This window comes from Streptomyces sp. NPDC051940, assembly GCF_040680895.1.
Taxonomy (GTDB): domain Bacteria; phylum Actinomycetota; class Actinomycetes; order Streptomycetales; family Streptomycetaceae; genus Streptomyces.
Genome location: NZ_JBFAXR010000057.1, coordinates 1 through 25624 on the forward strand (window position 1 = coordinate 1; position 25624 = coordinate 25624).

At 74.6% G+C, this 25624-nt stretch carries 17 protein-coding genes and 2 pseudogenes; 4 read left to right on the forward strand and 15 right to left on the reverse strand.

The features are described 5' to 3' along the window. The 13 genes and pseudogenes from AB0M28_RS22095 to argH all read right to left on the reverse strand — a co-directional run. Positions 1-302, reverse strand: a pseudogene (locus tag AB0M28_RS22095) (hypothetical protein); the annotation flags it as partial. 36 nt (positions 303-338) lie between these two features. Then, the gene (locus AB0M28_RS22100; protein ID WP_365407422.1) at positions 339-1286 is read right to left on the reverse strand and encodes a VWA domain-containing protein; all 948 of its coding nucleotides are present in this window, start codon (positions 1284-1286) and stop codon (positions 339-341) included. Continuing rightward, a complete protein-coding gene (locus AB0M28_RS22105; protein ID WP_365407425.1) occupies positions 1283-2209 on the reverse strand; it encodes a DUF58 domain-containing protein in 927 nt (308 codons plus the stop codon). Before AB0M28_RS22105 ends, AB0M28_RS22100 begins: the two co-directional genes overlap by 4 nt. Next, the gene (locus tag AB0M28_RS22110) at positions 2206-3207 is read right to left on the reverse strand and encodes an AAA family ATPase (RefSeq protein ID WP_365407428.1); all 1002 of its coding nucleotides are present in this window, start codon (positions 3205-3207) and stop codon (positions 2206-2208) included. Before AB0M28_RS22110 ends, AB0M28_RS22105 begins: the two co-directional genes overlap by 4 nt. Next, positions 3204-3398, reverse strand: a complete 195-nt coding sequence (locus AB0M28_RS22115; RefSeq protein WP_365407431.1) for a hypothetical protein — start codon at positions 3396-3398, stop codon at positions 3204-3206. Before AB0M28_RS22115 ends, AB0M28_RS22110 begins: the two co-directional genes overlap by 4 nt. A gap of 106 nt (positions 3399-3504) precedes the next feature. Next, on the reverse strand, positions 3505-5025 hold the full coding sequence (locus tag AB0M28_RS22120) for an MFS transporter (protein WP_365407537.1): 1521 nt from the start codon (positions 5023-5025) through the stop codon (positions 3505-3507). A gap of 93 nt (positions 5026-5118) precedes the next feature. After that, on the reverse strand, positions 5119-6084 hold the full coding sequence (locus tag AB0M28_RS22125) for an aldo/keto reductase (RefSeq protein WP_365407434.1): 966 nt from the start codon (positions 6082-6084) through the stop codon (positions 5119-5121). 49 nt (positions 6085-6133) lie between these two features. After that, entirely contained in the window at positions 6134-7918 is a 1785-nt protein-coding gene (locus tag AB0M28_RS22130) for a hypothetical protein (protein WP_365407437.1), read from the reverse strand. Further along, positions 7915-11598, reverse strand: coding sequence for a DUF5682 family protein (locus AB0M28_RS22135; RefSeq protein ID WP_365407540.1), 3684 nt, complete (start codon positions 11596-11598; stop codon positions 7915-7917). The genes AB0M28_RS22130 and AB0M28_RS22135 overlap by 4 nt, the downstream gene beginning before the upstream one ends. Positions 11599-11695: 97 nt before the next feature. Further along, positions 11696-12847 (reverse strand): AAA family ATPase, encoded by a 1152-nt coding sequence (locus AB0M28_RS22140; protein WP_365407440.1) that lies wholly within the window; start codon positions 12845-12847, stop codon positions 11696-11698. Then, on the reverse strand, positions 12844-17754 hold the full coding sequence (locus AB0M28_RS22145) for a hypothetical protein (RefSeq protein ID WP_365407443.1): 4911 nt from the start codon (positions 17752-17754) through the stop codon (positions 12844-12846). The genes AB0M28_RS22140 and AB0M28_RS22145 overlap by 4 nt, the downstream gene beginning before the upstream one ends. Next, positions 17751-18608: a DUF4132 domain-containing protein gene (locus tag AB0M28_RS22150; RefSeq protein WP_365407446.1), complete on the reverse strand. Its 858-nt coding sequence runs from the start codon at positions 18606-18608 to the stop codon at positions 17751-17753. Before AB0M28_RS22150 ends, AB0M28_RS22145 begins: the two co-directional genes overlap by 4 nt. Positions 18609-18783: 175 nt before the next feature. Continuing rightward, the gene (gene argH / locus AB0M28_RS22155; protein ID WP_365407449.1) at positions 18784-20205 is read right to left on the reverse strand and encodes an argininosuccinate lyase; all 1422 of its coding nucleotides are present in this window, start codon (positions 20203-20205) and stop codon (positions 18784-18786) included. Between the two features lie 215 nt (positions 20206-20420). On the opposite strand from argH, the gene AB0M28_RS22160 reads away from it, so the two are divergent. The 4 genes and pseudogenes from AB0M28_RS22160 to AB0M28_RS22175 form a co-directional block, all read left to right on the forward strand. Further along, a complete protein-coding gene (locus tag AB0M28_RS22160; RefSeq protein ID WP_365407451.1) occupies positions 20421-21794 on the forward strand; it encodes a ferredoxin reductase family protein in 1374 nt (457 codons plus the stop codon). Positions 21795-21846: 52 nt separating this feature from the next. After that, a complete protein-coding gene (locus tag AB0M28_RS22165; protein WP_365407454.1) occupies positions 21847-22440 on the forward strand; it encodes an FMN-binding protein in 594 nt (197 codons plus the stop codon). 3 nt (positions 22441-22443) lie between these two features. Continuing rightward, positions 22444-23196 carry an FAD:protein FMN transferase gene (locus AB0M28_RS22170; RefSeq protein ID WP_365407457.1) on the forward strand — a complete coding sequence of 251 codons (753 nt, stop codon included), beginning with the start codon at positions 22444-22446 and terminating at the stop codon, positions 23194-23196. 36 nt (positions 23197-23232) lie between these two features. Then, positions 23233-23808, forward strand: a pseudogene (locus tag AB0M28_RS22175) (pyridoxamine 5'-phosphate oxidase family protein); the annotation flags it as partial. A gap of 43 nt (positions 23809-23851) precedes the next feature. On the opposite strand, the gene AB0M28_RS22180 reads toward AB0M28_RS22175, so the two are convergent. Together AB0M28_RS22180 and AB0M28_RS22185 are read right to left on the reverse strand one after the other, a co-directional pair. Then, positions 23852-24385, reverse strand: a complete 534-nt coding sequence (locus AB0M28_RS22180; RefSeq protein ID WP_365407460.1) for an arginine repressor — start codon at positions 24383-24385, stop codon at positions 23852-23854. A gap of 21 nt (positions 24386-24406) precedes the next feature. Beyond that, complete coding sequence (locus tag AB0M28_RS22185) at positions 24407-25603, reverse strand: acetylornithine transaminase (RefSeq protein WP_365407463.1); 1197 nt, start codon at positions 25601-25603, stop codon at positions 24407-24409. Positions 25604-25624: the final 21 nt, after the last annotated feature.

Here is a 25624-nt window from a genome sequence, read left to right on the forward strand (position 1 = left end):
CCCGGTGTCAGGTAGGACGACCCGTAACGGGTGGTGTGGGCGGCAGCAATCCCCGGCGGTGGTCGCTGTGCGGCGGGACCGGTGTCGTCGTCGGCGGCCATGCCGCCGGAGACGTATCCCGCGAGGGTGCCGGTGATCAGGGCGGCGACGATCGCCGCGCCGACCGACCGGGTACGGGGCCGGGGCGTGGGGGCTGCGGCCGGGACGGGTGTGAGAGCCGCGGGCCGGAGCGTGGCCGGCGTCGGGGCGCCGGGCAGGAAGTCGGGTCCCTGCGGGCGGCCGATGCCGCGGTGCGGTGTCATGTGCGAACCCCTCCGAGTCGTCACGGGTGCCTGCTCCTAGGGGATCCGGGAGAACCACAGCAGGGACGTCGCCGCCGCCAGCAGCGCGGCCACCAGGCCGCCCGCCACGAACCACGGCCAGATCTCCCGCTGTTCGCTGCGATGGCCGACGGAGGAGCCGATGTCGTCGTAGACCTCCTGGAGTTCGTTGCCGGAGGCCGCCTCGTGGTAGCTGCCGCCGGTGGTGGCCGCGAGGTCCTCCAGCGCGGGACCGTCGACGGGTACGGGGAGCAGCCGCCCGCCGATCTCGACGGCTCCGTTCTCCGTCCCGTACGCGATGGTCGACACGGGCACCCCGTCGGCGACCGCCTGCTCCGCTCCCGCCTCGATGGGCCGGCCGGCCGTGTTCTCGCCGTCGGACAGCAGCACGACGTGCGCCGGCGGCGGTTCCTCACGGGCCTGTTCGTCGAGGGAGCGGATGGCCTGCGTGGCGGAGAACACCGCCTCGCCGATGGCCGTTCCGCCCCTGACCTCGAGCCGGGCGACGGCGGTGCGTACGACCTCGTGGTCGGTGGTCGGCGGTACGACGACGGGCGCAGCGGAGCTGAACAGCACCAGGCCGACGTTGAACCGCTCCGGCAGCCCGGCGACGAACCTGCGCGCGGCCTCCTTGGCGGCGGCCACCCTGCTGGGCCGGACGTCGGTGGCCTCCATGGAGCCCGACACGTCCAGGGCGATCATGATGGTGGCCCGCTCCCGCGGCACCTGGACCTCCGCCGTGGGCCGGGCGAAGCCGACGACCAGCAGGCAGAGCATCGCGCAGAACGCCGCGGCCGGCACGTGGCGGCGCCAGCCGGGGCGGCGCGGGGCCACCTTGTCCAGCAGCTCGACGGTCGTGAACCGTACGGCGTAACTGCTGCGCCGCCGCTGCAGTACGACGTACGCGGCCACGATCAGCGCCAGCGGCACCAGCAGCCACAGCCAGTCCGGGGACTTCAGGCTCATGCCGCTCCTCCCGGCCGGCGCCGCCGGTCCGCGACGTGGCGCACGATGTCGCGCACCCAGTCGCGGTCGGTGCGCAGCCGCAACTGCGCGGCGCCGGCGGCGCGCAGCCCGCGCCGGACGGACTCGCGCTGCTCGCGGGCGGCCCGGGCGTAGCCCTCGCGCACCCGGCGGACGTGGGTGGGCACCTCACGGCGTACACCGGTCTCCGGGTCGACGACGGTGAGCAGGCCCACGTCGGGCAGTTCGAGTTCGCGCGGGTCGACGATCTCCACGGCCAGCAGCTGGTGCCGGCGGGCCAGGTCGCGCAGGGGCTGCTGCCAGCCCGGTTCGAGGAAGTCGGAGACCACCGCGACCAGCCCGGGCCGGCGTTCGGCGCGGCGCAGCCGGCGCAGGGCGTCCGCGAGGGTGTACGGCTGGGGTCCGGGGCCGGTGCGCGGGCGGTGCAGGGCGGTACGCAGGAGGCCGAGGAGGTGCGGGCGGCCGTGCCGGGCGGGGACGAGCCGGAGGCCGTCCTGGCGGACGATCAGGGCGCCCAGACGGTTGCCGGCGCGTTCGGTGAGGAACGCGACGGCGGCGCAGGCCCCCACGGCCAGGTCCCGCTTCTCCATCCGGGCGGTGCCGAAATCCATGCTGGCGGTGGCGTCGAGCACGATCCACGTGGTGAGTTCGCGGTCCGCGAGCGTGACGCGGACGTGCGGGACGGTGGTGCGGGCGGTGGCGTTCCAGTCCATGCGGCGGACGTCGTCGACGCCGGGGGCGTACGGGCGGGTCTCGGCGGGTTCGGTGCCGGGGCCGTGGAACAGGCTCTGGTGGTCGCCCTGGAGCAGGCCGTGGGGGCGGCGGGTGAACAGCAGCTCCAGATGGCGCAGGGCCTGTTCGGGGGTGAGCTCGGAGAGCGGTGGGGGGTCGGTGTTCGGGGTCATGCCGCCTGCTCCGTGGCGTGTTGCGTGGCCTGTTGAGGGCTGATCGTCGGCTGCGGTACGGCGTCGAGGACCTCGTCGACGATCTCCCCCGGGTCGACGCCGTCGGCCAGGGCGTCGAAGGACAGCACCAGGCGGTGGGCGATGACCTCGTGGGCCAGGTCGTGTACGTCGGCGGGCAGCACATGGCCGCGGCCGCGCAGCAGCGCCAGGGCTCGGGCGGCGGCCACCAGGCCCAGGGTGGCGCGCGGACCCGCGCCGTACGCGAGGCGGCCGCCGGCGCCGTGGGCGGCGCGCTCGCGGGTGGCGACGACCAGGCGTACGACGTACTGGGCGATCGCGTGGTGTACGAACACGTCGTCGGCGGCGCGCTGCAGCCTCGTGACGTGCTCGGGGGTGAGCAGGGTGGCGGCCCGCGGGGGGTCCACGGACATCCGGTAGAGGATGGCCAGTTCCTCGTCCTCGCTCGGCGCCGGAACCTCGACCTTCAGCAGGAAGCGGTCCCGCTGGGCCTCGGGGAGCTGGTAGACGCCCTCCGACTCGATGGGGTTCTGGGTGGCGAGGACGAGGAACGGCTCGGGGACGGGGATGGTCCTGCCGCCGATGGAGATCTGGCGCTCCGCCATGACCTCCAGGAGGGCGGACTGCACCTTGGCGGGGGCCCGGTTGATCTCGTCGGCGAGGACGAAGTTCGCGACGACGGGGCCCGGTTCGATGGTGAAGGTCTCGCTGGACGGGCGGTAGATACGGGTGCCCGTGATGTCGGCCGGGACGAGGTCGGGGGTGAACTGCAGGCGGGCGAAGCTGCCGCCGGCGACCTTGGAGAGGGTGGAGGCGGCGAGGGTCTTCGCCACGCCGGGCACGCCCTGCAGCAGGCAGTGCCCGCGGGCGAGTACGGCGGTGAACATCCGCTCCACCATGCGGTCCTGGCCGACGATGACGCGTTTGACCTCGAAGAGCGCCTCTTCGAGGAGCCCCGCGTCCGGATGGCGGGTGGTCACAGCTCGGAGCCGGCGTCGGTGGCGCCGTCGTGCCCGGGGCAGTCCTGACCGCTGCCCTCGTCCACGACGTACCGGACCTCGGAGCGGTCCTGGCCCTCGTCGGCCATGGCACCGGAGGCTCCGGTCCCGAGACCCGCGGCGGCGAGAACGGCGATGCCGGCGAGCGAGAGCTTGCGGCGTCGGGGGGTCATGTCGTCTCCTCCGTCAGGCGGTTGGTGAGCCCAATGCCATCAGGAGGGGGCGAAAAGGGGCTTAAAGGCGGGCGGGGCGGGTGGCGGTATGCGCTGGGCAGGTCGCTCAGTGGAGGGCCGAGAGGTCCTCGTCTGCGTGGTCTGCGAGGCGTTGGCCGCGGAGGAGGAACCAGGCGGCTGCGGCGGCCGTGAGGAGGACCGCCGCGCCGGCTGCCGCCGCCGTGCTGAAGCCGTCGACGAACGCCAGCTGCGCCGCGTCGACCAGCGCGTCGCCCGTGCGGGCGGGGAGGTCCTCGGCCGCCTCCACCGCCCCGCCGAGGGATTCGTGCGCGGCGTCCGCCGCCTCCGGGGGGACACCGGCCGGGGTGCTGAAGTCGCGGTACACGCCCGTCACCACCGAGCCGAGGATCGCGATACCGAGCGCCGCGCCCAGCTCGTACGCCGTCTCCGACACGGCCGAGGCGGAGCCCGCGTGCTTCGGGGGGACGGACGACAGGATCACGTCCGCCGTCACCGTGAAGGAGAACCCCGCGCCCACGCCCAGGATCAGCAGGGAAGCGCCGATCAGCGGATAGCCGGTCGTCTCGCCGATCGGCACCAGCAGGGCGAGGCTCAGCCCCATCGCCGCGAGGCCCACGGCCACCACGGTCCGTACCGACAGGCGCCGCGCCGCGCGCCCCGCCAGCAGACCGGCGACGACCGCGCCCGCCGTGGCGGGCAGCTCCGCGAGCCCGGCCTCCAGCGGCGGCCGCCCCTGCACCATCTGCAGGAACTGGGAGAGGAAGAAGATCACACCGGCCAGGCCGAAGACGGACAGCAGGTCCGCCACGACGGCCGTCGAGAAGCCGCGGTGGCGGAAGAGACGCATGTCCAGCAGCGGATGCTCGAGCCCGCGCTGGCGTACGACGAAGGCGGTGAGCCCCGCGACGCCGACGACCGCGGCCACGGCCGAGTCGGGCTGCGGGCCGTGGGCCGCCATCTCCTTGATCGTGTAGACGACGCCGAGCAGACCCGCCATGGACAGCACGACGCTCGGCAGGTCCCAGGGCCCGGGCTCGGGGTTCTTCGACTCGGGGAGCGTACGCGCGCCGACGACGACCAGCACCACCATCACCGGCAGGTTGATCAGGAACACCGACCCCCACCAGTAGTGCTCCAGCAGGAATCCGCCGACCACCGGCCCGACCGCCGCGCCCGCCGAGGTCATGGCGCCCCAGATGCCGATGGCGAGGCTGCGCTCCCTCGGGTCGGGGAAGATGTTGCGGATCAGCGCGAGCGTGGCGGGCATCAGGGTCGCGCCCGCCACGCCCATCAGCGCGCGGGCGAGGATCAGCGTCTCCGCCGTGGCCGCGTACGCCGCGAACACCGACAGCGCGCCGAACGCCACCGACCCTGTGAGCAGCAGCTTCTTACGCCCGATCCGGTCGCCGAGGCTGCCCATCGTGACCAGCAGACCGGCGATCACGAAGGAGTACGCGTCGCCGATCCACAGCAGCTGGGTGCCGGTCGGCTCGAGGTCCTCCGTGAGGTACGGGACGGCGAGCCCGAGCACGGTGGCGTCGACGGCCACCAGGAGCACCGCGAGGACGAGCACGGTCAACGACACCCAGCGCATGCGGCGGGTCATGTCGGTGGTCACGGGACCATGATCGACGGAGGCGGGGCGGGGCGCACGCCCGGGGGATGGTCCCCCCGTGTGTCGCGCGCCCCCGCGGACCCCTCAGTGCCAGGGCAGCGCCGCCCGGTGCTGCCAGTACGGCTCCGGCTTCTCCGCCAGGTCCGCCAGCCGGGCCAGCTGCCGCTCGTCCAGGCCCACGGCCGCGGCGGCGAGGTTGGTGTGGAGCTGGGCGACGGAGGCGGCGCCGGAGAGGACGACGCCCACCCAGGGCTGCCGGAGCACCCAGGCGATCGCGACGGCGTCCGCGTCGGCCCCGCACTCCTCGGCGATCTCCCGCAGCACGCGCGGCGCGGCCTCGCCGGCGAGCCTGCCGTTCGCCAGGGACTCCTTGACGATCACCGTGAGCCCGGCCTCGTGCGCCTCGGCGAGCACGTCGGCGACGGACGGCTCGAAGAGGTTGTAGGTGCTCTGCACGGTACGGAAGAGGGGTTGCCCGTCGACGTCGACCGCGAGCGCCGCGCGGATCGTGTCGGCCTGGGCGGGCCCGCTGGTCGAGAAGCCGATCGTGACGCCCTCGCCGGCCAGGCGGCCCAGCTTGGCGTGCACGCCGGGGTCGGTGAGGGCGGGGCTGTCCGGGGTGAGGGAGTGGATCTGGTACAGGTCGAGCCGGTCGCCGAGCAGCGCCGAGCTCTCCGCCCACTGCCGTTCGAAGGCCGCGGCGCCGTGGTCCTTCACCTCGTGCACCTCGGCGTCGGTGTCCCAGTCGCCGACGTAGGTGTAGCCCCATTTGCTGCCGACGACGATGTCCCGCACCTCGGGCCGGGCGGTCAGCCACTCGGCGAGGAACTCCTCGCCCCGGCCGTAGGAGCGGGCCGTGTCGAAGTAGCGCACGCCCTGGAAGTAGGCGGCGTCCAGCAGCTGGTGGGTGCGCTCGCGCAGCTGCTCCACGGTCCGGGCGTCCGGCAGGTCGCGGTCGAGGTTGAGGTAGCCGGGCCGCCCGACGGCGGCCAGGCCGAGCCCGATGTGCGCGGCGGGGGTCGTGGCATGGGCGAGTCGTGCGAAGGGCATCGCTGTCTCCGGCGCTCGTGGGGAAGGGTGTCCGGGTCGGGTCCGCTGGTCAACCACCGTACCCTTCCGCCTCGTCTCCGCCGACGTACCCGTCCGCCTCGTCCCCGCCGACCGCCCAGGCCGTACGGCACAGCTGACCGGCGGCCTCGTCCGCGTACAGGGCGGCGGCCAGCCAGGCGCGCGCGAACCGGTCGGCGTCGGCGGGCAGCAGCCGGCCGAAGTGGTCGCGGCCCCGGTCGGCGGCGGACCGGCGCAGCCCGGCCAGGAGTTCCGCGGCGGTGGTCAGCCCCGCGTGCCGCAGCGGGGCGGCGTCGTCGGTGCCGGGAAGGGCCAGGGCGCGGCGGCCCGCGGCGACGGCCTGCTGGGTGCGGCGCTCCAGCACGTGCAGGGGGGCCGCGGCGGGGGCGGCCCCCGCGAGGGGCGGTATCCCGGCGCCGGGCTCCGGCAGATCGGAACGCTGGAGGCGGTCCAGGCCCAGATCGTGGCGGCCGGAGGGGAGTTCGACGGCGAGGAGCCGGACCCGGGCGTGACCGGCGCGGACCAGCCGGCCGATGAGGCGCAGGTGCAGACCGACCTGGCCCGCCAGGGCCCGCAGATTGTCGCGGTGGGCCAGTTCGGGGTGTTCGTGGGCTGCGGTGAGGCGCAGGGGCACGCCCTGGCAGTCGGCGAGGAGGCAGTCGCCGCCGGTCTCGCGTGCGGTGCCCAGGAGGGTGGCCTCCAGGAAGAGCAGGTCGGGGCCCTCTCCCAGGGCCCGTTCGAGCTGCCGGCTGACGGGCTCGGCCCAGAGCCGGTCCAGGGGCGGGTCGGTCCAGTCCGCGCCCGAGGCCCGTACGGCCTGGACGGCCTTGCCCGCGCCCAGCCGCCCGTCCGCGGAGACCGTCGCACCGGAGATGACGAGCCCGGCCCGGGCCAGCTCGCGGTGGGTGAGGGACGTGTCGCCCATCCGTACGGCCCGGGAGGCGGCGCCCACGGCCCGGGAGGGGCCGCCCGGGGCCAGGTCGGGAACGGAGTACAGCCGGCCCTGGGCGTCGGCGACCCAGGTGACGGCGCCGGCGTGGCCGGTGGCGGTGATCACCGGCTCCGTGCACAGTCCGTAGACGCGCAGGGAGCCGCCCGGTGCGTAGGCGCGGCGGGCGGTGCCCCGGGCGGCGGCGCGTACGTCCGGCGGGGTGTGGGGGCGGCGCAGCTGGTGGGCCGTGGTGAGGAGTTCGCGCAGGTCCTCGCTGAGGTCGGCGAGGCGGTACTCGGGGTCGGCGGCCCGGGCCGCGCGCAGCTGGTTCACGGTGCGGACCGCCGCGGCGGCGGGGCGGGGCAGGGCGGCGAGGCGTGCGACGTGGGCGGCGCGGAGCAGCTCGGCCTGCAGGACGGCGCCGGCGCCGTCGATGCCCGTCTCCAGGACGGCGGCGCCGGCGGTCCAGAGGACGTCGGCGGCGGGGTGGCCGTCGTGCGGAGGTGAGGGCTGGGGGGCGTCTGTGTCGGGTCGGGTCTCCGCGGCGTCCTCCGGCTGGGCCGGTGCCGCTCCGTCCGGGTCTTCGTACGCCTCGGGCGCCGCCTCCGCGACGGGGGCCGCGCTCGCCGCGGCCGCGCGGTGCACGCACGCCGGTGCCAGCAGGCAGCCGCACCGGATGTCCTCGGCGGTGGCCACGCTGCCGCCGGGGGCGTGCAGTTCGAGGACCGTGTCGTCGTCCAGTGCGATGCGCGTGACGTCCCCGTCGACCGCCGGCGGGCGGTCGCGGAGCTTGGCCGCGGCGGCGTCGAGGCGTTTGCGCAGCCGCGGGGAGAGCGCCTCGACCAGCTCGGCGGTGACGTGGGGTGCTACGGCCGGCAGTGTCAACGGACCTTCTCCCCTACCCAGCGGGCCAGTTCGAGCGGGCTCAGCGCGGCGACGGGCATCCCGGCGGCGACCAGCTGCCCGGCGACGCCGGTGGAGTAGCGCGGCCGGCCCGCGTCGTCGAGGCTGGCGCAGCCGAGCAGATGGCAGCCGGAGCCGACGAGTTCGCGTACCTCGGCGAGCAGGCCGCCCAGCGGGTAGCCCTCCTCGAAGTCGCTCACGACCACGACCAGGGTGCGGGCCGGCACCGTGACGAGCGTGCGGGCGTGGCGCAGGCCCTTCGCGATGTGCGTACCGCCGCCCACCTTGACCTCGAGCAGCAGGCCGAGCGGGTCGTGCACCTCGTCCGTCATGTCCATCACCTCGGTGGAGAACGCCAGGAAGTGGGTGGCGAGCGTGGGCACTCCGGCGAGGATCGAGGCGGTCAGCGCGGCCCAGACGGTGGACGCCTCCATCGAGCCCGACACGTCCGTCACGATGATCAGCCGCCAGTCGGCCGACCGGCGCGCCCGGCTGCGGAACACGGGCCGCTCCGGGATCACCTGGACCGTCCCGTCGGCGTCGCGCCGGGCGGTGGCCAGATTGGCGCGCAGGGTGCGGGCGAGGTCGAGTCCGCCGCCGGGGCGGCTGGTCGGGCGGGGGGTGGCCAGTCCGGTGAGGGCGGGGCGGATCCGGGTGGCGAGCTGCCGGGTCAGTTCGTCGACAAGTCGCCGTACCAGGGGGCGCAGGGCGGCCAGCCGCGCCTCGGGCAGACCGCCGGCGTGCTGCAGTACGGTCCGCAGCAGCTCCACGGAGGGGCGGGCGCTGTCGGGGTCGAGGGCGAAGACCGCGTCCTGGCGTCCGCCGGCCGCCGCGGCGGCGAGCACCTCCTCGCGGATGCCGGGGCCGAAGAGGGCGGTGAGTTCCTCCGCCCACTCCCGTACGCCCGGATAGGCCGGCTCCCGGCCGCCACCGGACCCGTTGCCGCGGCCCGTGCCGAGATCGCCCCGGGAGCCCTCGCCACGGCCCGAGCCGTACAGCTCGTCCAGTGCGGCGGCGAGCGGGGCGGAGTCCGGCGCCAGTTGGTGCTTCCGACGGCCGAGCAGCAGCCGCCAGCGGTCGGCGGGGGCCAGACGGGAGGGAGGGGCGGGGGGCTCGGCTCCTGGGGGTCTGGTCGCGTCCGGCTCGGCTTCCGCGGAACTGGTCGCGTCGGTTGCGTCCGACTCCGCTCGCGCGGTCCTGCCGGTCGCGTCCGGCTCGGCTTCCGCGGAACTGGTCGCGCCGGTCGCGTCCGACTCCGCTCGCGCGGAACTGGTCGCGCCCGCCGGCCCACCGGCCTCCCCGGCGGCCGTCCCCTCCGGCAGCAGGTCGAGCCCGGACAGCACCTCACGGGCTGCGAGATCGGCGGCCGTCCAGGCCGCCAGCGTGCCGGGGTCGGTGTCGGGCAGATCGGCGACGGTCGTACCGATCCGCTCCTCGACGGTGTCCAGCAACCGGTCCCGGGCCGCCGGGCTGAGGGTGTCGAATCCGCCGCGCAGCGCGGGCAGCCGGTCGAGGAAGGCCCGGTCGGGAACGGCGGCGATCCGGGCGAGCAGCGGATGCAGGGCGGTGGGCGCTGCGTCCAGCAACGGGCCGGCCGCCGTCAGCAGTCCGGTCAGCCGCGCGGTGAGCGCCTCCCGCCCGTCGGGGGTGGTCGCCGCGTCGACCCAGGACGCCACCCGGTCGCCGAAGTCCGCCGCGCCGTCGAACCCGAGCAGCACGCGCACGGCTCCCACCGCGCCGCGCATCAGGGGCGTACCGTCGGCGGCGAGCCGGGCCAGCGCGTCCACGAGCCGGATGCTCCCGAAGGCGTCCGCCCGGTGCGCCAGCTCGAGCAGGGCGTGCGCGTCCTGCGGGTCGGTGGAGCCGGTGAGTCCGTCGAGCTGCCGGATGGCGGTGAGGGTGAGGGTGTCCGCGCAGGCGTCGAGGCGTGCCTGCCAGCCCGGTTCGGGTTCGTCGGACGCGAGTCCGGCGATGTGCCCGGAGCGGAGCCGGTCGACGAGGGCGAGCCCGGCGAGCAACTCGGGCAGGGTCGCCGCCGCCGGCAACTCCGCCTCCACGTCGCCCAGCCCCTCGGCGGCGAGGTCCGGCAGCCCGCAGGCCGCCGCGTGCCCGAGCAGCTCCAGGGCCTGTACGGCGGTGAGCCCGCCGGCCTCCCCGGCCAGCCGCCGCCGCTCGCGCAGTACGCCCTCGGCGGCCTGCGCGGAGGTGACGCCGCGGACACCCGCGGCGGTGAGCATGGCGGCGGTCGCCGGAGTCCAGCGCACGGTCCACCGGGTCGACAGCACGTCGGCGCCGCCCGCGCCGGTGACGGCCTGCTCCTCGCCGTAAGGGATCCCGCAGAGGGCGAGGCGGCGCAGCAGTACCTCCCGCTTGCGGTCGAGCTCGGTGCGCAGCGGGTCGAGCCGCAACTGCCGCTCGGCGCCCGGCCGGTCCGGCCCCGGCAGCCGCAGCGCGGCCAGCTCCGCCTCGACCGCGGGCGCGAGCCCGCTGCGCGGGGCGGCGGGCGTGGGACGGCCGTGGCGCTCGCCGACGAGGACCCGTTCCAGGGCGCGGGCCACGGCCCGCCCCCGGCCGAGGGGTTCGCCCTGTGCGAGCACGGTCTGCACGGCCTCGACCAGCTCGCCGCGCCCCGCCGCGGGCAGTCCCCGCAGCCGGGCCAGATCACCGGCGAGGCGGGCGATCTCGCGGGAGTCGGCGGGTCCGGACGGCTGGTCCTGCGCACGCAACTCGGCGCAGATCCGCACGGCGCAGCGCAGCAGCGCCTCCGCGAGGTCGGCGGGCCGCCCGCCCGCCTCCAGCACGAGGTGCTGCCACTCGGGGTCGCGGATCCCCGCCGGGTAGCCAGAACGCTCGTCGAGCAGGGCGTAGGTGTACGGGATGAGGGAGACGGTCCATGCCTGGCGGCCACCCGGCACCGCGGTGCCTCCGCCCGGACCCGCCGCCCCGGACACCGCCGTCCCGTCGTCCGGGCCCGTCACCGCGGCCGGACCGGCCATCGCCAACGCCGGTGCGTGGAACGCCCCCACGACCGCCGCGACCCGCCGGCCCCCGTCGTCCCCGGCGGCTTCGCGCAGCCGCTCGCGCATCCACGCCTCCCGGGCCAGGTCCAGCGGATCGACGCCGGCGCCCTCCTCGGCGTCCCGCCGCAGCGCCCAGCCGGTCAGCAGCGCGGCGCGGCGCAGCGCCTCCGGAGTGGAACCCGGCGCCGGCGCCTCCACCAGCCGGTCCCACAGATCCTCACCGGCCCGCCCCGTGATCCTGGAGCGCAGCGCCTCCTGCAGACCCGGGCGCCGGGGCCCCTCGGCGGACATCCCGCGCTCCTGCCAGGCCCGTTCGGCGAGCGGGAGATCGCACGCGACCACGGGTACGCCGCGCCGGGCGGCCCACCGTACGGCGGCGAGTTCGGGCGAGAAGTCGGCGAACGGATAGAAGGCGGGGCCCTGTTCGGCGGCCCCGTCCCGCACCGCCGCCAGGGCGACAGGGGCGACGGTGTCCGCGTGCGCCAGCCACGGCACCCACTCCTGCAGCTCGGCGGGCAGCTCCACGAGCAGCACCTCGGGCCCGGCGGCGTCGAGCAGCGCGGGCACCGCCGCCGCCAGGGACGGCGCGTGGTGCCGTACACCGATCAGGAACGGCCCGGCGGGATCGGTGAGGGCCTCCAGGGCCGCCCCGGCGTCGGTATCCGGACCCGCACCAGCGGGAAGGGAGGCGACGGCACCAGCACCAGCACCGGTTTCGAGCGCACAGTCCACGATCGGCTCAGCCTTCCAGCACCGGCCGCAGGTCCCAGAGCGTGCGCCAGGTCCGCGAGCCCTCCTCGGCGCGCCGCCGCACGGCCCCGTCCCAGTAGCCGAGGAGCCGGGCGGCGTCCGCCGGGTCGTCCTTGCGGACCACACCGGTCAGATGGCCGGGCAGCAGCGCCAGCACGTCGCGGTCACCGGGGAAGTAGGCGGCGGCCAGCCCCAGCGCGGTGGCCACGGACACGGCCTCCGCGGTGCTCATCACGGTGGACGGCCGCTCGACCTCCCACCCCTCGGCGGAGCGTCCGAGCCGCAGATCGCGGAAGGCGGTCACGAGCGCCTCCAGCACCGCGTCGTCCACCTGGTACTCCGCGCCCGAGCGTGCCACGGCCGCCTGCGACTGCCGCCGCACGAGGTCCAGCTCGGCGTCGAGGTCGCCGATGGGCCCGACGGTCTCGAAGTTGAACCGCCGTTTGAGCGCCGCGGACATCTCGGACACGCCCTTGTCGCGCAGGTTGGCGGTGGCGATGACGTTGAACCCGGGCGCGGCGTGGGCCTGCGCGTCCGGGGTCCCGGCCAGCTCCGGCACGGCGATCCGCCGCTCGGAGAGCAGGGAGATGAGGGCGTCCTGCACCTCGGGCAGGCAGCGCGTGACCTCCTCGACCCGGGCGATCGCCCCGCTGCGCATCCCGCTCAGGACGGGCGACGGCACGAGCGCCTGCGGGCTGGGGCCCTGGGCCAGCAGCAGGGCGTAGTTCCACCCGTACTTGAGCTGGTCCTCGGTCGTGCCGGCGGTGCCCTGCACGGTGAGCGCGCTGGTGCCGCTCACGGCGGCGGCGAGCAGCTCGGACAGCATCGACTTGGCGGTGCCGGGCTCACCGACGAGCAGCAGCCCCCGCTCCCCGGCCAGCGTGACGACGCACCGCTCGACCAGCGCCCGGTCGCCCACGAACTTCCGCCGCACCGCGAGCCGCCGCCCGTCGTCCAGGGCGAGCGCCCCGTCGGAGCCGGTGATGAACGTGACGACGGCACGCGGCGTCAGCCGCCACCCGGGCGGCCGCGGCCCGGAGTCGTACGCGGCGAGGAACGCCAGCTCCTCGGCGTACAGCTCCTCGGGCGGAATGATCTGCCGGGCAGGCAGGGCCTGTTCGGCCTGGGCCGTGTCGGTCATCGGCGGCGTCCCTTCCGGGTGGCACGGGTGGTGAGCTCTTCGAAGGCGGGCACGTCTCCGTCGCGTACACGCTGCCAGGCGGCCTCGAACAGCTCCGCCACGGGCGCCATCGGCACCACCCGCAGGTGGCTGTGGACCGGCAGATGGCCGCGCTTCCAGCTCTCGACGGGCAGCGCGGGGGCCTTCAGCGCCTCCCAGCCGCCGGGCAGGAACAGCCCCCGGCCGGCCCGGGCCCGCTTGGCCTCGACGACGAGGTCCGTGGCGGCGAGTTCGGCGCGTGCCTTCTTCAGCCGGGCCGGCTTCCAGCCCGTCCACTTGGCGCAGTTGCGGTCGGTGGGGTCGGGCAGCGCGAGTATCTGCAGATAGAGCACCGCCGCGTCCTCACTCAGCCCGCACTCCTTCGCCACCTCGGCGACGAGTTCCGGCACGGAGCGCGCGGCGTCCTGCGGCCAGCCCTCGCCGGCCCGCACCGCCACCGCCCGCTCGAGCCCTCCGCCGAGCACCCCGCGCAGGGCCTGCAGCGCCCAGGTGCCGCGGCTGCCGAGAAGTCCCTCGATCAGGCCGAGTTCCGGGGCGTCGGCCCCGCTGAGCCCGGCGGGCCGGAGCACCGTCGCCTCCATGTCCTGGTACCAGGGCACCAGGACGAACGCGTCTCCCACCCGTGTCAGCCCGTCCGGCCCGGCGCCGCCGGCCTCCGGCAGACCGTAGGCCTTGCGCAGCTCGCGCGCGGTGGAGGAGCCGCTCTCGGTGAACTCCAGGTCCAGATCGAGCAGGAGTCGCGGATCGGCGAGCCGCCGGCGTACCGCGTCGAGGCCGGCGGGCAGCGCCGCCCGCAGCGGATGCCCGGGGGGCAGTTCGTAGGCGAGCTGCCCCAGCGCCCGGACGGCGGGGGCGAACACGTGCCGCGTGGGCACGGCCGACGGGTCCTGGGCGGTCAGGCGGCCGTTCTCGTCGATCCCCTGGGTCGTCGTACGGCTGATCCACGGTGTGTGCGCGGGGTTGAGCACGGCCTCGGCGGCCTCGGGGGTCGCGACGCCGTTGAGGGAGACGTCCAGCCCTTCGGGCAGCCGCACGAGATGCCCGAACCGCGCGGTCCACACGGCGGTCGCGGCCTCGACCGCGGGTCCGTCGTCCCACAGCGCGGCCGGTTCCCGCGGCAGCAGGGCGGCGAGGACGCGCAGCCGGTCCTCGCGGTCGAGCGCCTCGAGCCGGTCGTGGCCGTGCTGGACCTCGGTGCGCTTCAGGCCGAGGAGTTCGACGAGTGCGGTCGCGTACGCGTTGTGGACGCCGGCCCGCCCGGCCACCAGCAGGGCCGCCTGCGCGGGCCCGCAGCCCGGTACGGCGGCGAGGGCTGCGGCGGCCTCGGACCGCCAGGCCGCCGCGCCGTGCTCGCGGACCAGCGCGGCCGTCTCCTTCAGCCGCGCCGCCGGATACGAGCCCAGGGTGCGGGATTCGGTGATGGCGAAGTGGGCGACCGGCCCGAAGGCTCCGGAGGGGTCCAGGTCCAGGGCCACCCACTCGATCTGGTCCTCCGACGCGTTCATGCGGAGGCTGGCGAGGACGACGACGGTCCGCTCGCCGTGCCGCAGCACCTGGCCGACGCGCGTCTTGCGCCGGTCGTTCTCGCGCAGCACGATCCGGCGCAGCTCACCGCGCCGCTCGGCGAGCGGTCCCTCGGCGAGGTGCTCCAGGAGCAGCAGCAGCGCGGACCGTTCGTCCTCGTCGACGCCGGGGGCGGTCGCCCGGTAGGCGACGGCGGGCAGATGGTCGAGGAGCGGTGTCCAGTCGCTGAACCCGTTGGGCGCCGTGAACGGATCTGAGGCCCAGCCGCCGCTCAGCGTGGTCAGATCGTGCGCGGTGGGCACCGGCCGACCGCTCGCGGGCTGTCCGGCGAGCACCTGGTTGGCCGCGCGGATCTGCCGCAGCACGGTCCACGCGCTGCTCCCCCAGGATCCGCCGAACCCGATGCCGAGGAGCGCCCGGCAGGCGGACTGGACGGTCAGGTCGTCGCCGTGCTCCGGCTGGTGGTCCGCGAACATCTCGGTGTCGCCGACCGGCTTCTTCCCGCCACCGCGCGGCTGTTCCGGGGTGGTGCACCGGTCGACTGCCTCCGCGAGCTGGAACGCGGAGTGCACGACGCCCGCGACGCCGCGGCGCAGTCCGGGATGGGTGACGGCCGGCAGCAGCCGGGCGATCAGGTCCTGTTCGGCCTCGCTCCGCCGGGCGCTGTCCCACTTCTCCTCGCGGGCCCGCAGCACCACCGCGGTCATGCCGGCCAGCAGCTCGGCGGCCTGTGCGTCGGAGACGTCCCGCAGCGCGAGCGAACCGGCCTCGTCCCGTACGCGCATGGCGTGCCAGTACACCGCCGCCGGGACGAGCGGGGTGCCGGAGGTGTGGTTCTCCTCCTTGCACAGCGCGCCGTCCGCGGGCGCCGCCCCGTCCGCGTACAGCCGCAGCCTGTTGCCGTCCACGGCGAGCACCGGGGCCGTACCGCCGGGAAGGCGGAGGGCGCCGAGGGGCACCACGGACGACCGGGCGGGCACGGAGACGGTCGTCCCGTCGGGGCTGCCGGCCGTCATCCGGTCGCCGTCGGCGCGCACCCAGCGGCCCAGGACGGAGCCGTCCGTGCCGAGGAGGCTCCCCTCCAGCCCGGGCTGCATGGGCAGCACCTGGCTGTGCTCGGCCCTCAGCCTGCTCCCCTCGCGCACCGCGCCGGCGAGCAGCGGAGGCAGGGAGGCTCTGCCCGCCGCCCCGGTGACGGGGTCGTACTCGATCCACTGGTGGCCGGCGCTGGTGCTGCGCAGCCGCCAGTACGTACTGCCGTCACCGCTCACACAGGACGCCTCGGGCACCTTCGTGTCGCCCGCGTGCAGGGGACGCCCGCCCGTCGTGCGCCCGCCGCCGGGGAGCGGCAGGGAGGCGTGGACGGTGGCGCTGCGCCAGTACGTCGCGATCCGGCCGTCCAGCGTGAACACCTCGCCCGGCCGTGACGACCAGTACCCGAGCTGCTTGCCGGAGTCCCACCAGGAGACGAGCAGTTCGCCGTCGGCGTAGCGGAAGGAGGGCTGGCGCCATTCGTCCAGACCGGCGGGAAGCCGGAGGTCGTGGTCCAGCAGAATGCCCTCGGGCCCGGCCACGACGGCCTTGTGCCGCCGGGCCACGATGAGCGCGGGCCAGGCCTCCTCCATGGCGAACCAGTCGTTCCGCCGGCCCTCGGCCCGCGGCCCGAGCAGCCGCATCGCCTCCTCCAGCGCGGGCCAGCCCACCTCGTCGAAGATGCCGGACCGGAGTGTGCGGCCCAGCGCCCGCCCGGCCTCGTACTCCCGGACCCGCGCCACGGCCCCGGGGTTGACCTCCTCGTTCACCGAGCGGAACCGCATCAGCCGATCGGTCACCGACCGGGCACCGGGCAGGCCCTGCGCCCGCCCGAGTTCGGCGGACCGCTCCCCCAGCCACTCGGCGAGGACGCCGCGCAGGACGGGGTGCCGGGCGATGGCGTACACGTGCGCGTTGCGCACGTTGCCGTAGCGCTGGGTGTCGCCGCCGGCCGCCGCCTTGAGCAGCGGACGGAACCGGGGGTCCGCGGCGACCGCCGCGAGGTCCCGCCGTCCGGCGTCGATCCCCCCGAACCACTGGTCGAGTTCCAGCAGTTGGTCCCGGTCGGCGGGCGGGTCCGCCACCGGCACCTCGTGCGTCAGGAGCACGTCCAGCAGGTCGAGGTCCATCCGCTGCCGCCAGCCCGAACCCCGGTACAGGTCGACGGGCACGCCGTCCGCCCGCAGCCGCTCGGCCATGCGCTCCACCAGCGCGTACGTCCGGGGCGAGCGCCACCGCCCGCCGTAGCCGCTCTTGAGGAAGGCGGACCAGTCGGCCAGCCATTCGGCGGGCGCCAGGCCCTCCCGCGGTGCTCCGGTGAGGAGTTCCTCCGTACCGGTCTCGGCGAGCATCTCCAGCCACGCGTCCTCGGAGCCGCTGTCGTATCCGAGTCCGGCGGGCATGATCTCCAGCAGCCGCCGGCGCACCTCCGGCTGCTGCTGGGCGAGCGCCACCAGGGCCGGAAGGTACGCCTTCCAGAAGGTGCCCGGGGCGCGGACCACCGCGGGCGAGGGCAGCAGATCGGCGAGCAGCGCGCTCTCCTCCGCGGCGACGTCCAGCTTCGCCGCCCTGATGAACTTGCGCGCGTCCTGCGGCAGCGCGGCGTAGGGCGCCATACCCGCGGCGCACCGCTCGACGACGAGCTGGCGGAACTGCTCCCACGCCGCGGCCGGATCGAGCCGCTGCGCCAGATCGCGCACGTGCTCCTTCAGCGCCTTGACGGTCAGCGCACCGGCGAAGGCGAACTCCAGGAACACCGCCCGCTGCCGGTCCTCGTCGATGTCCAGGCTGTGCACCCGCTCGGCCTCGCGCGCCTTGCCGAAGAAGGTGGCGGCGTAGGTGGTGTTCTCGTGGGCGAGGAAGGCGCGCGCCGCCTGCTCGTAGAAGGTGGGCAGGAAGTGCGGCACGGACCGGCCGAGTCGCGTCCCGAGCTCCTCGAAGCCGTCCTTCGCCGCCCCGGCCCGCGACTTGGCCATCCGGCCGAGCCGCTCGACGTCCTGCACCAGGGCGAGGGCGTGATGTCCGTTGGCCGGGTCGTTGACCAGCGCCCAGGCGGGGAAGCCGAGGGTCTCGCGCCGGACTTGGCCGAGGTGCCCGGTGACGTCCTCACGCCGCAGTCCGAGGAAGCCGAGCGCCAGATCCTCCGCCTCCCCGAGGGTCCCGGGCGTGAGCCGGACGATCGGCCGCTCCCCCAGCGCGGAATGGCTGTACCGCCGCGCGGTCAACTCGTCCGCGTCCTCCCCGGCGTGCGCCCCGGGCGCCAGGATCGCCCCGGCCTCAAGCAGCGTGCCCGTGTCGACGTTCTCGCTCATGCCGCCTGCTCCCCGTCCTCGGTCTCCCGCCCCGCGTACAGCGCGGCCGCCATCCGCATGCCCTCCGACCAGGCCACCGGGCCGACCTCGCCGAGCGGCAGGGCCTTGCCGTCGGGGCCGTGCCAGCTGAGCGGGCCCGTTTCGACGGACTCGTAGCCGTCGTAGTCGCCGAGCCAGACGCGGGCCTCCGCGCTGTGGCCGTCCTCCAGGACCGGCAGGACCGACTGTCCTCCCCGGACCCGGTAGCCGAGGGACGTGGCGCGGCCGATGAGGAAGCGCAGTTGCTGGAAGCGGCCGCCCTCGAAGTCGTCGACCACGCGCGCGCCGGTGTCGCGGTCGTCGCCGCGGGACCACACCTCGCGGAACAGCTGCTGGACCTTCTGTTCGACGCCGAGCTCGACGGCGAACTCCCGCAGGTCCTCGAGGTCCTCCAGCAGCACCGGATGCGGGATGCGGACCTCGGCGGCCCGCACCCGGACCGTGTCGCCGTCCAGGTCCACCAGGCCGAGGCCCGAGTCGGCGTCCACGTCGCGCAGGAAGCCCGCCACCGCGCCGTCCTCGCCCGTCACCACGAGGTCCCGCAGCACGGACTGCCAGGCCGGGTCCTGCCATACCTCCGCCAGGACCGGCGCGGGGACCGGCAGGGACCGGATCATCCACATCTCGACGCGCTCGAGGCATTCGCGTTCGTGACGCTCCAGCCACTCCACGAGCTGGCGCAGCCCGATCACCGCCGGGTCGTCCGCGATCTTCGAGGGGACGGACTTGAGCAGCCGTCCCTTGGCGTTGCGGCAGACCACCCTGCCGCTGTCGTCCAGGGCGACTTCATAGTCACCGGCTGGCATCCACCCCATAGCTGTCTCCCCACAGCCCGTGCCTTCAGGTGAGCAGAACTGTAGGGGCAGGGTCTGACAACGCGACGACCCGGCCCCGGAAAACCGCGACGGCCCGGTCCCGGAAACCGTGAGGCGGTCCCCGAAACCGCGAAGGCCCGGCCCCGAAGAACGGGGCCGGGCCGCAACGGGACCGCTACTTCTTGGCGTTCGCCCAAGCGAACTGCGCCGCCAGGTTCTCCTTGAACTCCGCCAGCTGCACCGCCACCGCCGACGGCGCCGTACCGCCCTTGCCGTTGCGGGACGCGAGGGCGCCGGGGACGTTCAGCACCGTGCGCACCTCGGGGGTCAGATGCGGGGAGATCTTCGCGAACTGCTCGTCCGTCAGCTGGTCCAGCTCGATGCCCTCGGCCTCGCAGACCTTCACGCACTCGCCGGCCACCTCGTGCGCGACCCGGAACGGGACGCCCTGGCGGACCAGCCACTCGGCGATGTCCGTGGCGAGGGAGAAGCCGGCCGGGGCCAGCTCCTCCATGCGCTCGCGGTTGACGGTGAGCGTGGCCATCATGCCGGTGAAGGCCGGGAGCAGGACCTCGAGCTGGTCGCAGGAGTCGAAGACCGGCTCCTTGTCCTCCTGCAGATCCCGGTTGTACGCGAGCGGGAGGGCCTTCAGCGTGGCCAGCAGGCCCGAGAGGTTGCCGATGAGCCGGCCCGACTTGCCCCGGGCCAGCTCGGCGATGTCCGGGTTCTTCTTCTGCGGCATGATCGACGAGCCGGTGGAGAAGGCGTCGTGCAGGGTCACGAAGGAGAACTCCTTCGTGTTCCACAGGATGATCTCCTCGGCGATCCGGGAGACGTTGATCCCGATCATCGCCGTGATGAAGGCGAACTCGGCGACGAAGTCCCGCGACGCCGTGCCGTCGATGGAGTTCGCCGACGAGCCGTGCTCGAAGCCGAGGTCCGCGGCGACGGCCTCCGGGTCCAGGCCCAGCGAGGAGCCCGCCAGCGCGCCCGCCCCGTACGGGGAGACGGCCGTGCGCTCGTCCCACTGGCGCAGCCGCTCCGCGTCCCGGGACAGGGCCTGGGCGTGGGCGAGCACATGGTGGGCGAAGAGGACGGGCTGGGCGTGCTGCAGATGGGTGCGGCCGGGCATGGCCACGTCCGGGTGGGCCTCGGCGAGGCCGACCAGCGCCTGCTGGAGGTCGGCGATCAGACCGCCGACGATCCGGGCGTGGTCGCGCAGGTACATCCGGAAGAGCGTGGCGATCTGGTCGTTGCGGGACCGGCCGGCCCGCAGTTTGCCGCCCAGGTCCGGGCCGAGCCGCTCGAGCAGCCCCCGCTCCAGGGCGCTGTGCACGTCCTCGTCGGCGACGGTGCCCGTGAAGGCGCCGGACGCGACGTCCGCCTCGAGCACGTCCAGGCCGGCGAGCATCCGGGTCAGCTCGTCGGCGGTGAGCAGGCCGGCCTTGTGCAGGACGCGGGCGTGGGCGCGCGAGCCCGCGATGTCGTACGGGGCCAGTCGCCAGTCGAAGTGCACGGAGGCGGAGAGTGCTTCCAGGGCGGCCGACGGTCCGTCGGCGAACCGCCCGCCCCACAGCTTCACATCAGGTGAGTTCACAGAGCTTCGTCCCGCTTCGCAACGATCCCCGACGGCCGGCCGGGGATCTCGATGATGATCTCGATGAGCCGATGGCATAAGTATGCAGTGCAATGCATGATTCGTCAATCCGGCTTCGGTGCACCCGCACCGATGTCCGGCTTGGGCGAAAGATTGTCCGAGCACCGCACCTCCCTCTAGCATCACCGGGCTACGAGGAAAGGGCCCGGCACAGGATGACGACCACCTACGGCGGACGCGCCGCCCGCCGGTACACGGAGACGAGGGCACGCCCCCGGCGCTCCCCCGTGCGCCCCGTCCTCGCGCTCCTGTGGGGCGGCGCCGCGGCCGTCCTCCTCCTGTGGTGGGTGAACAACGACCGGATCGTCGGCACCGCCGAGTGGCTGATCGGCGCCGCCCGGATCACCGGGCTGCTGGCCGGCTACGGCTGCGCGGTGCTCGTCGGGCTGATGGCCCGGGTGCCCGCGCTGGAGCGGCGCGTGGGCAGCGACCGGGTGTCGCGCTGGCACGCGATGGCGGGCCGCTACACGCTGAGCCTGGTCCTGTGCCATGTGGTGCTGATGCTGTACGGCTACGCGCTGCAGAGCGAGACGGGTGTCGTCGAGCAGACCGTGACGGTGGTGCTCGACTACCCGGAGATGATCAAGGCCGCGAGCGGCACCGGTCTGTTGCTGGCCGTCGGCTTCGTCTCCATAGGCGCGGTGCGGCGGCGCGTCCGCTACGAGACCTGGTACTACCTGCACCTGACGACGTACGTCGCGCTCTATCTCGTCTTCTGGCACCAGCTCGCCGTCGGCGCCGAGTTCCTCGGCAACCCGGCGGTACGGACCGCCTGGTACGCCCTGTACGGCGGCGTGGGCGTCCTCGTCCTGTGGTACCGGGTGCTGGCGCCCGTACGCCTGAACCTGCGCCACCGGCTGCGCGTGGAGGCGGTCGTCCCCGAGGCGCCCGGCGTGCTGTCGGTGCTCATCCGCGGGCGGCGGCTGCAGGCGCTGGGTGCGGAGCCGGGGCAGTTCTTCCGGTGGCGGTTCCTGACCGAGGGGCTGCGGTGGACGGCCAATCCGTACAGCCTCTCCGCGCTCCCCCGCCCCGATCTGCTGCGGATCACCGTGAAGGCCGCCGGCGACCACAGCGCGGCGCTCGCCCACCTGCGGCCAGGCACGCGCGTGTGGGCGGAGGGCCCGTACGGCGCGCTCACCGCGTCCCGCCGCTCCTCGGACAAGGTCCTCCTGATCGCCGGGGGTGTGGGCATCACCCCGCTGCGTGCCCTGTTCGAGGTGCTGCCCGCCCGGCCCGGCGACCTCACCCTGCTGTACTGGGCGCGCCGGGCGGAGGATCTGGCGCTGCGCGGCGAGCTGGAGGCGATAGCCGACGCCCGCGGGGCGCGGCTGATGTACTCCGTCAACCAGGCCGACGGCCGCCGCGCCGCCCGGATCACCCCGCGCACCCTGCTGCGGATCGTGCCGGACCTGGAGGACCACGACGTGTATCTGTGCGGGCCGCCGGCGATGACGGAGGCCGCATGGGACGCGCTGCGCGCGGCGGGGGTGCCGCAGCGGCAGATCCACCACGAGTCCTTCGAGCTGTGACGCCGGGACCGACGAGGACGACGAGGACGACGAGGACGACGAGAGAGTCACGATGAGGAAGAGCCCCGTACGCCGCATCCTGCTGAGCGTCGTCGGCACGGTCTCCACGGTGGTGCTGATGCTGGCGCTCAAGCCGCACACGCACCCCGAGGACCACGCCGCCGCCGTACAGCCGCCGCCCAGCACCGGCGCGGCCGCCTCGGCGAGCCCCTCCGCGTCCTCGGCCGAAGCGTCCGCATCGCCCGAGAAGTCGGCCGAGAAATCCGCGTCGAAGAAGCCCGCGGCCACGTCCGGTGGCAGCGCGCAGCCCTCTGCCACCGCGGACGAACCGGCCACCGCCGCGCCGTCCTCGAAACCCCCCGCGCCCCAGACGCGCACCGTCACCGGCAGCGCGGTCTCCACCAAGTACGGCACCGTCCAGGTGAAGATCACCCTCTCCGGCGACCGGATCACCGCCGCCGCGGCGGTGAAGAGCCCGAGTTCGACGCCCCGCTCGCAGGAGCTCAGCGCCGAGGCGATCCCCCAGCTCAACTCCGCGGCGGTGTCCGCCCAGAGCGCGGACATCTCCACGGTCTCCGGTGCCACGTACACGAGCGAGGGCTATCGCACGTCCCTGCAGAGCGCCATCGATCAGGCGGGTATCTGACCCGTGCGCACCCGGCACGCCGCGCACCTCATGGGCACGGTCTTCAGCTTCGACGTCCCCGCGGGCACCGACCTGGACGACGCCCTGCGCTGGCTGCACCGCGTCGACGCCCTCTTCTCGACGTACGACGAAGGCAGCGAGATCAGCCGGCTGGCGCGCGGCGAACTCGGCATGCGCGACTGCGATCCGCTCGTACGCGATGTGCGCGCCCTCTGCGAGGACGCGGAGGCGAGGAGCGGAGGCTTCTTCAGCGCGCGGTACGGAGGGCCGTTCGACCCCACCGGGCTCGTCAAGGGATGGGCGGTCGAGGCCGTCGGCCAGCTGCTGTCCGCTGCCGGTGTCGTCGACTACTGCGTCAACGGCGGCGGCGACATCCAGCTCGCCGGACGGCCGGCGCCCGGCGAGCGGTGGCGTACGGGCGTCAGCGACCCGCTGCGTCCCGGCGAACTGATCGCGGTCGTCGAGGCCGGCCCCGCGACGACGGCCGTCGCGACGTCCGGTCCGGCGGAGCGCGGCTGCCACATCCGCGACCCGCGTACCGGCGAGCCGGCCGACGGCGGCGGCCTCGCGTCGGTGACCGTCCTCGCCGAGGGGCTGACGGCCGCCGACGCGTGGGCGACCGCGGCGTACGCGATGGGGAGCGAGGCGGCACGGGAGTGGCTGGAGGGACTGCCGGGAGTGGAGGCCCTCGGGGTGACCACGGACCGCGGCACCTGGCGGACCAGCGGCCTCTCGGGCGTCCGGATCGCGGACTGATCCACCCGCGCACCGGGAGTGGATCACACTTTCCCCATGGGAAAGACACACGAACGCATCGAGGGCCGGCTGCGGACGTTCATACAGGACCAGCCGGTGTTCTTCACCGCCACCGCCCCGCTGTCGGCCGACGGCACCGTCAACCTCTCCCCGAAGGGCCTGAAGGGCTCCTTCACCGTCCTCGACGAACTGACCGTCGCCTATCTGGACTTCGCCGGCTCCAGCGCCGAGACCATCGCCCACCTCCGCGAGAACGGCCGCATCACCCTGATGTGGTGCGCCTTCCAGGGGCCGCCCAACATCGTCCGCGTGCACGGCACCGGTGAGCCGGTGTTCCGCGACGACCCGCGCTTCCCCGGACTGCTCGCGCATTTCCCCGGCATCGACCCGTCCGGCCACGGGCTGCGGGCGGTCATCGTCGTACGGGCGGACCTCATCCGCGACAGCTGCGGCTACGGGGTGCCCTTCATGACGTACGACGAGGACCGCGATCTGCACCGCCGGCGCTTCGAGCGGGAGACGACCGAGTCGCTCACGGAGTACTTCCGCAAGAAGGACCACATCGAGACCAGCATGGACGGGCTGCCGGGACTGCCGCTGCCCCTGGCGCCCGTGTCATCGCAGGCCGCCGCCCCCTCCCCGTACGTGGCGGACGTCAGTGCGCGCCCTGCGCCAGCTTCAGCAGATGGTCGGCCAGCGCCTGACCGCCCGCCGGGTCGCGGCTGATGAGCATCAGCGTGTCGTCGCCCGCGATCGTGCCGAGGATGTCGTGCAGTTCGGCCTGGTCGATGGCCGAGGCGAGGAACTGGGCGGCGCCCGGCGGGGTGCGCAGCACCACGATGTTCGCGGACGACTCGGCGGAGATCAGCAGTTCGCCGGCCAGCCGGCGCATCCGCTCCTCCTTCGCCGACTCGCCGAGAGGGGCCTGCGGGGTGCGGAAGCCCCCCTCGGACGGTACGGCGTAGATCAGCTCGCCACCGGTGTTGCGGATCTTCACGGCGCCGAGTTCGTCGAGGTCCCGGGAGAGCGTGGCCTGAGTGACCGTCAGCCCGTCGTCCGCCAGCAGCTTCGCCAGCTGGCTCTGCGACCGTACGGGCAGCCGGTTGAGGATGTCGACGATCCTGCGGTGGCGGGCCGTGCGCGTCTGCGGCACGGCGAGGCCGTTCCCGCTCTCGTGCGACTCGGTCATCTCTCACGCCTCCCGGCGGTCTCAGGCGCCGGCCGCGGCCCGGGCGTCCACGGTGTCGAGGACGGCGGGCAGCGCCAGCAGCAGTGCGTCGGCTTCGGATTCACCGATGATCAGCGGCGGGGCGAGGCGGACGACGTCCGGGGCCACGGCGTTGACCAGGAACCCTGCGTGCTGAGCCGCCTGCTGCACCTCCGCGGCCACCGGCTCGGTGAGAACCATACCCAGCAGCAGCCCCGCGCCGCGTACATGGTCGACCAGCGGGTGTCCGAGCCGCCAGATCCCGTCCCGCAGCCGCTCCCCGGTCTTCGTGACCCGGTCCAGCAGTCCGTCGGCCTCGATCGTCTCCAGTACGGCGAGCGCTGCCGCGCACACCACGGGGTTCCCGCCGAAGGTGGTGCCGTGCTTGCCGGGGGTGAGCAGTTCGGCGGCCTTGCCGAAGGCGAGCGTCGCGCCGATCGGCAGCCCGCCGCCGAGGCCCTTGGCCAGCGTGATGACGTCCGCCTCGACGCCCTGCGCCTGTGACTCGAACCAGGCCCCGGTCCGCCCGATGCCCGTCTGCACCTCGTCCAGGACGAGGAGCGTGCCGGTGGCGGCGGTGATCTCCCGGGCGGCGGCCAGATAGCCGGCCGGCGGTACGACGACGCCCTTCTCGCCCTGGACCGGCTCGAGGATGACCAGCGCGGTCTCGGTCGTCACCGCGGCCCGCAGCGCCTCCACGTCGCCGAACGGGACGTGGGTGACGTCGCCGGGCAGCGGCTGGAAGCCCTCCTGCTTGCCGGGCTGCCCGGTGAGCGCCAGGGCGCCCATGGTGCGGCCGTGGAAGCCGCCCTGGGCGGCGACCATGTGCGTCCGGCCCGTGAGGCGGCCGATCTTGAACGCCGCCTCGTTGGCCTCCGCGCCGGAGTTGGCGAAGTACACCCGGCCCGGACGGCCGGCGAGGGCGAGCAGCTTCTCGGCCAGCGCGACGGGCGGTTCGGCGATGTAGAGGTTGGAGACGTGGCCGAGGCCGGTGATCTGCTTCGTGACCGCCTCCACCACCGCCGGGTGCGCGTGGCCGAGGCAGTTGACGGCGATACCGGCGACGAAGTCCAGGTACTCCTTGCCGTCGGCGTCCCACACCTTGGCGCCCTCGCCGCGGACCAGGGGCAGCCGGGGGGTGCCGTAGTTGTCCATCAGGGCGGACTGCCACCGCTGGGTCAGGCTGTCGTTGTCCGTCACTGCTCCCCCTGGGTGTCCGGT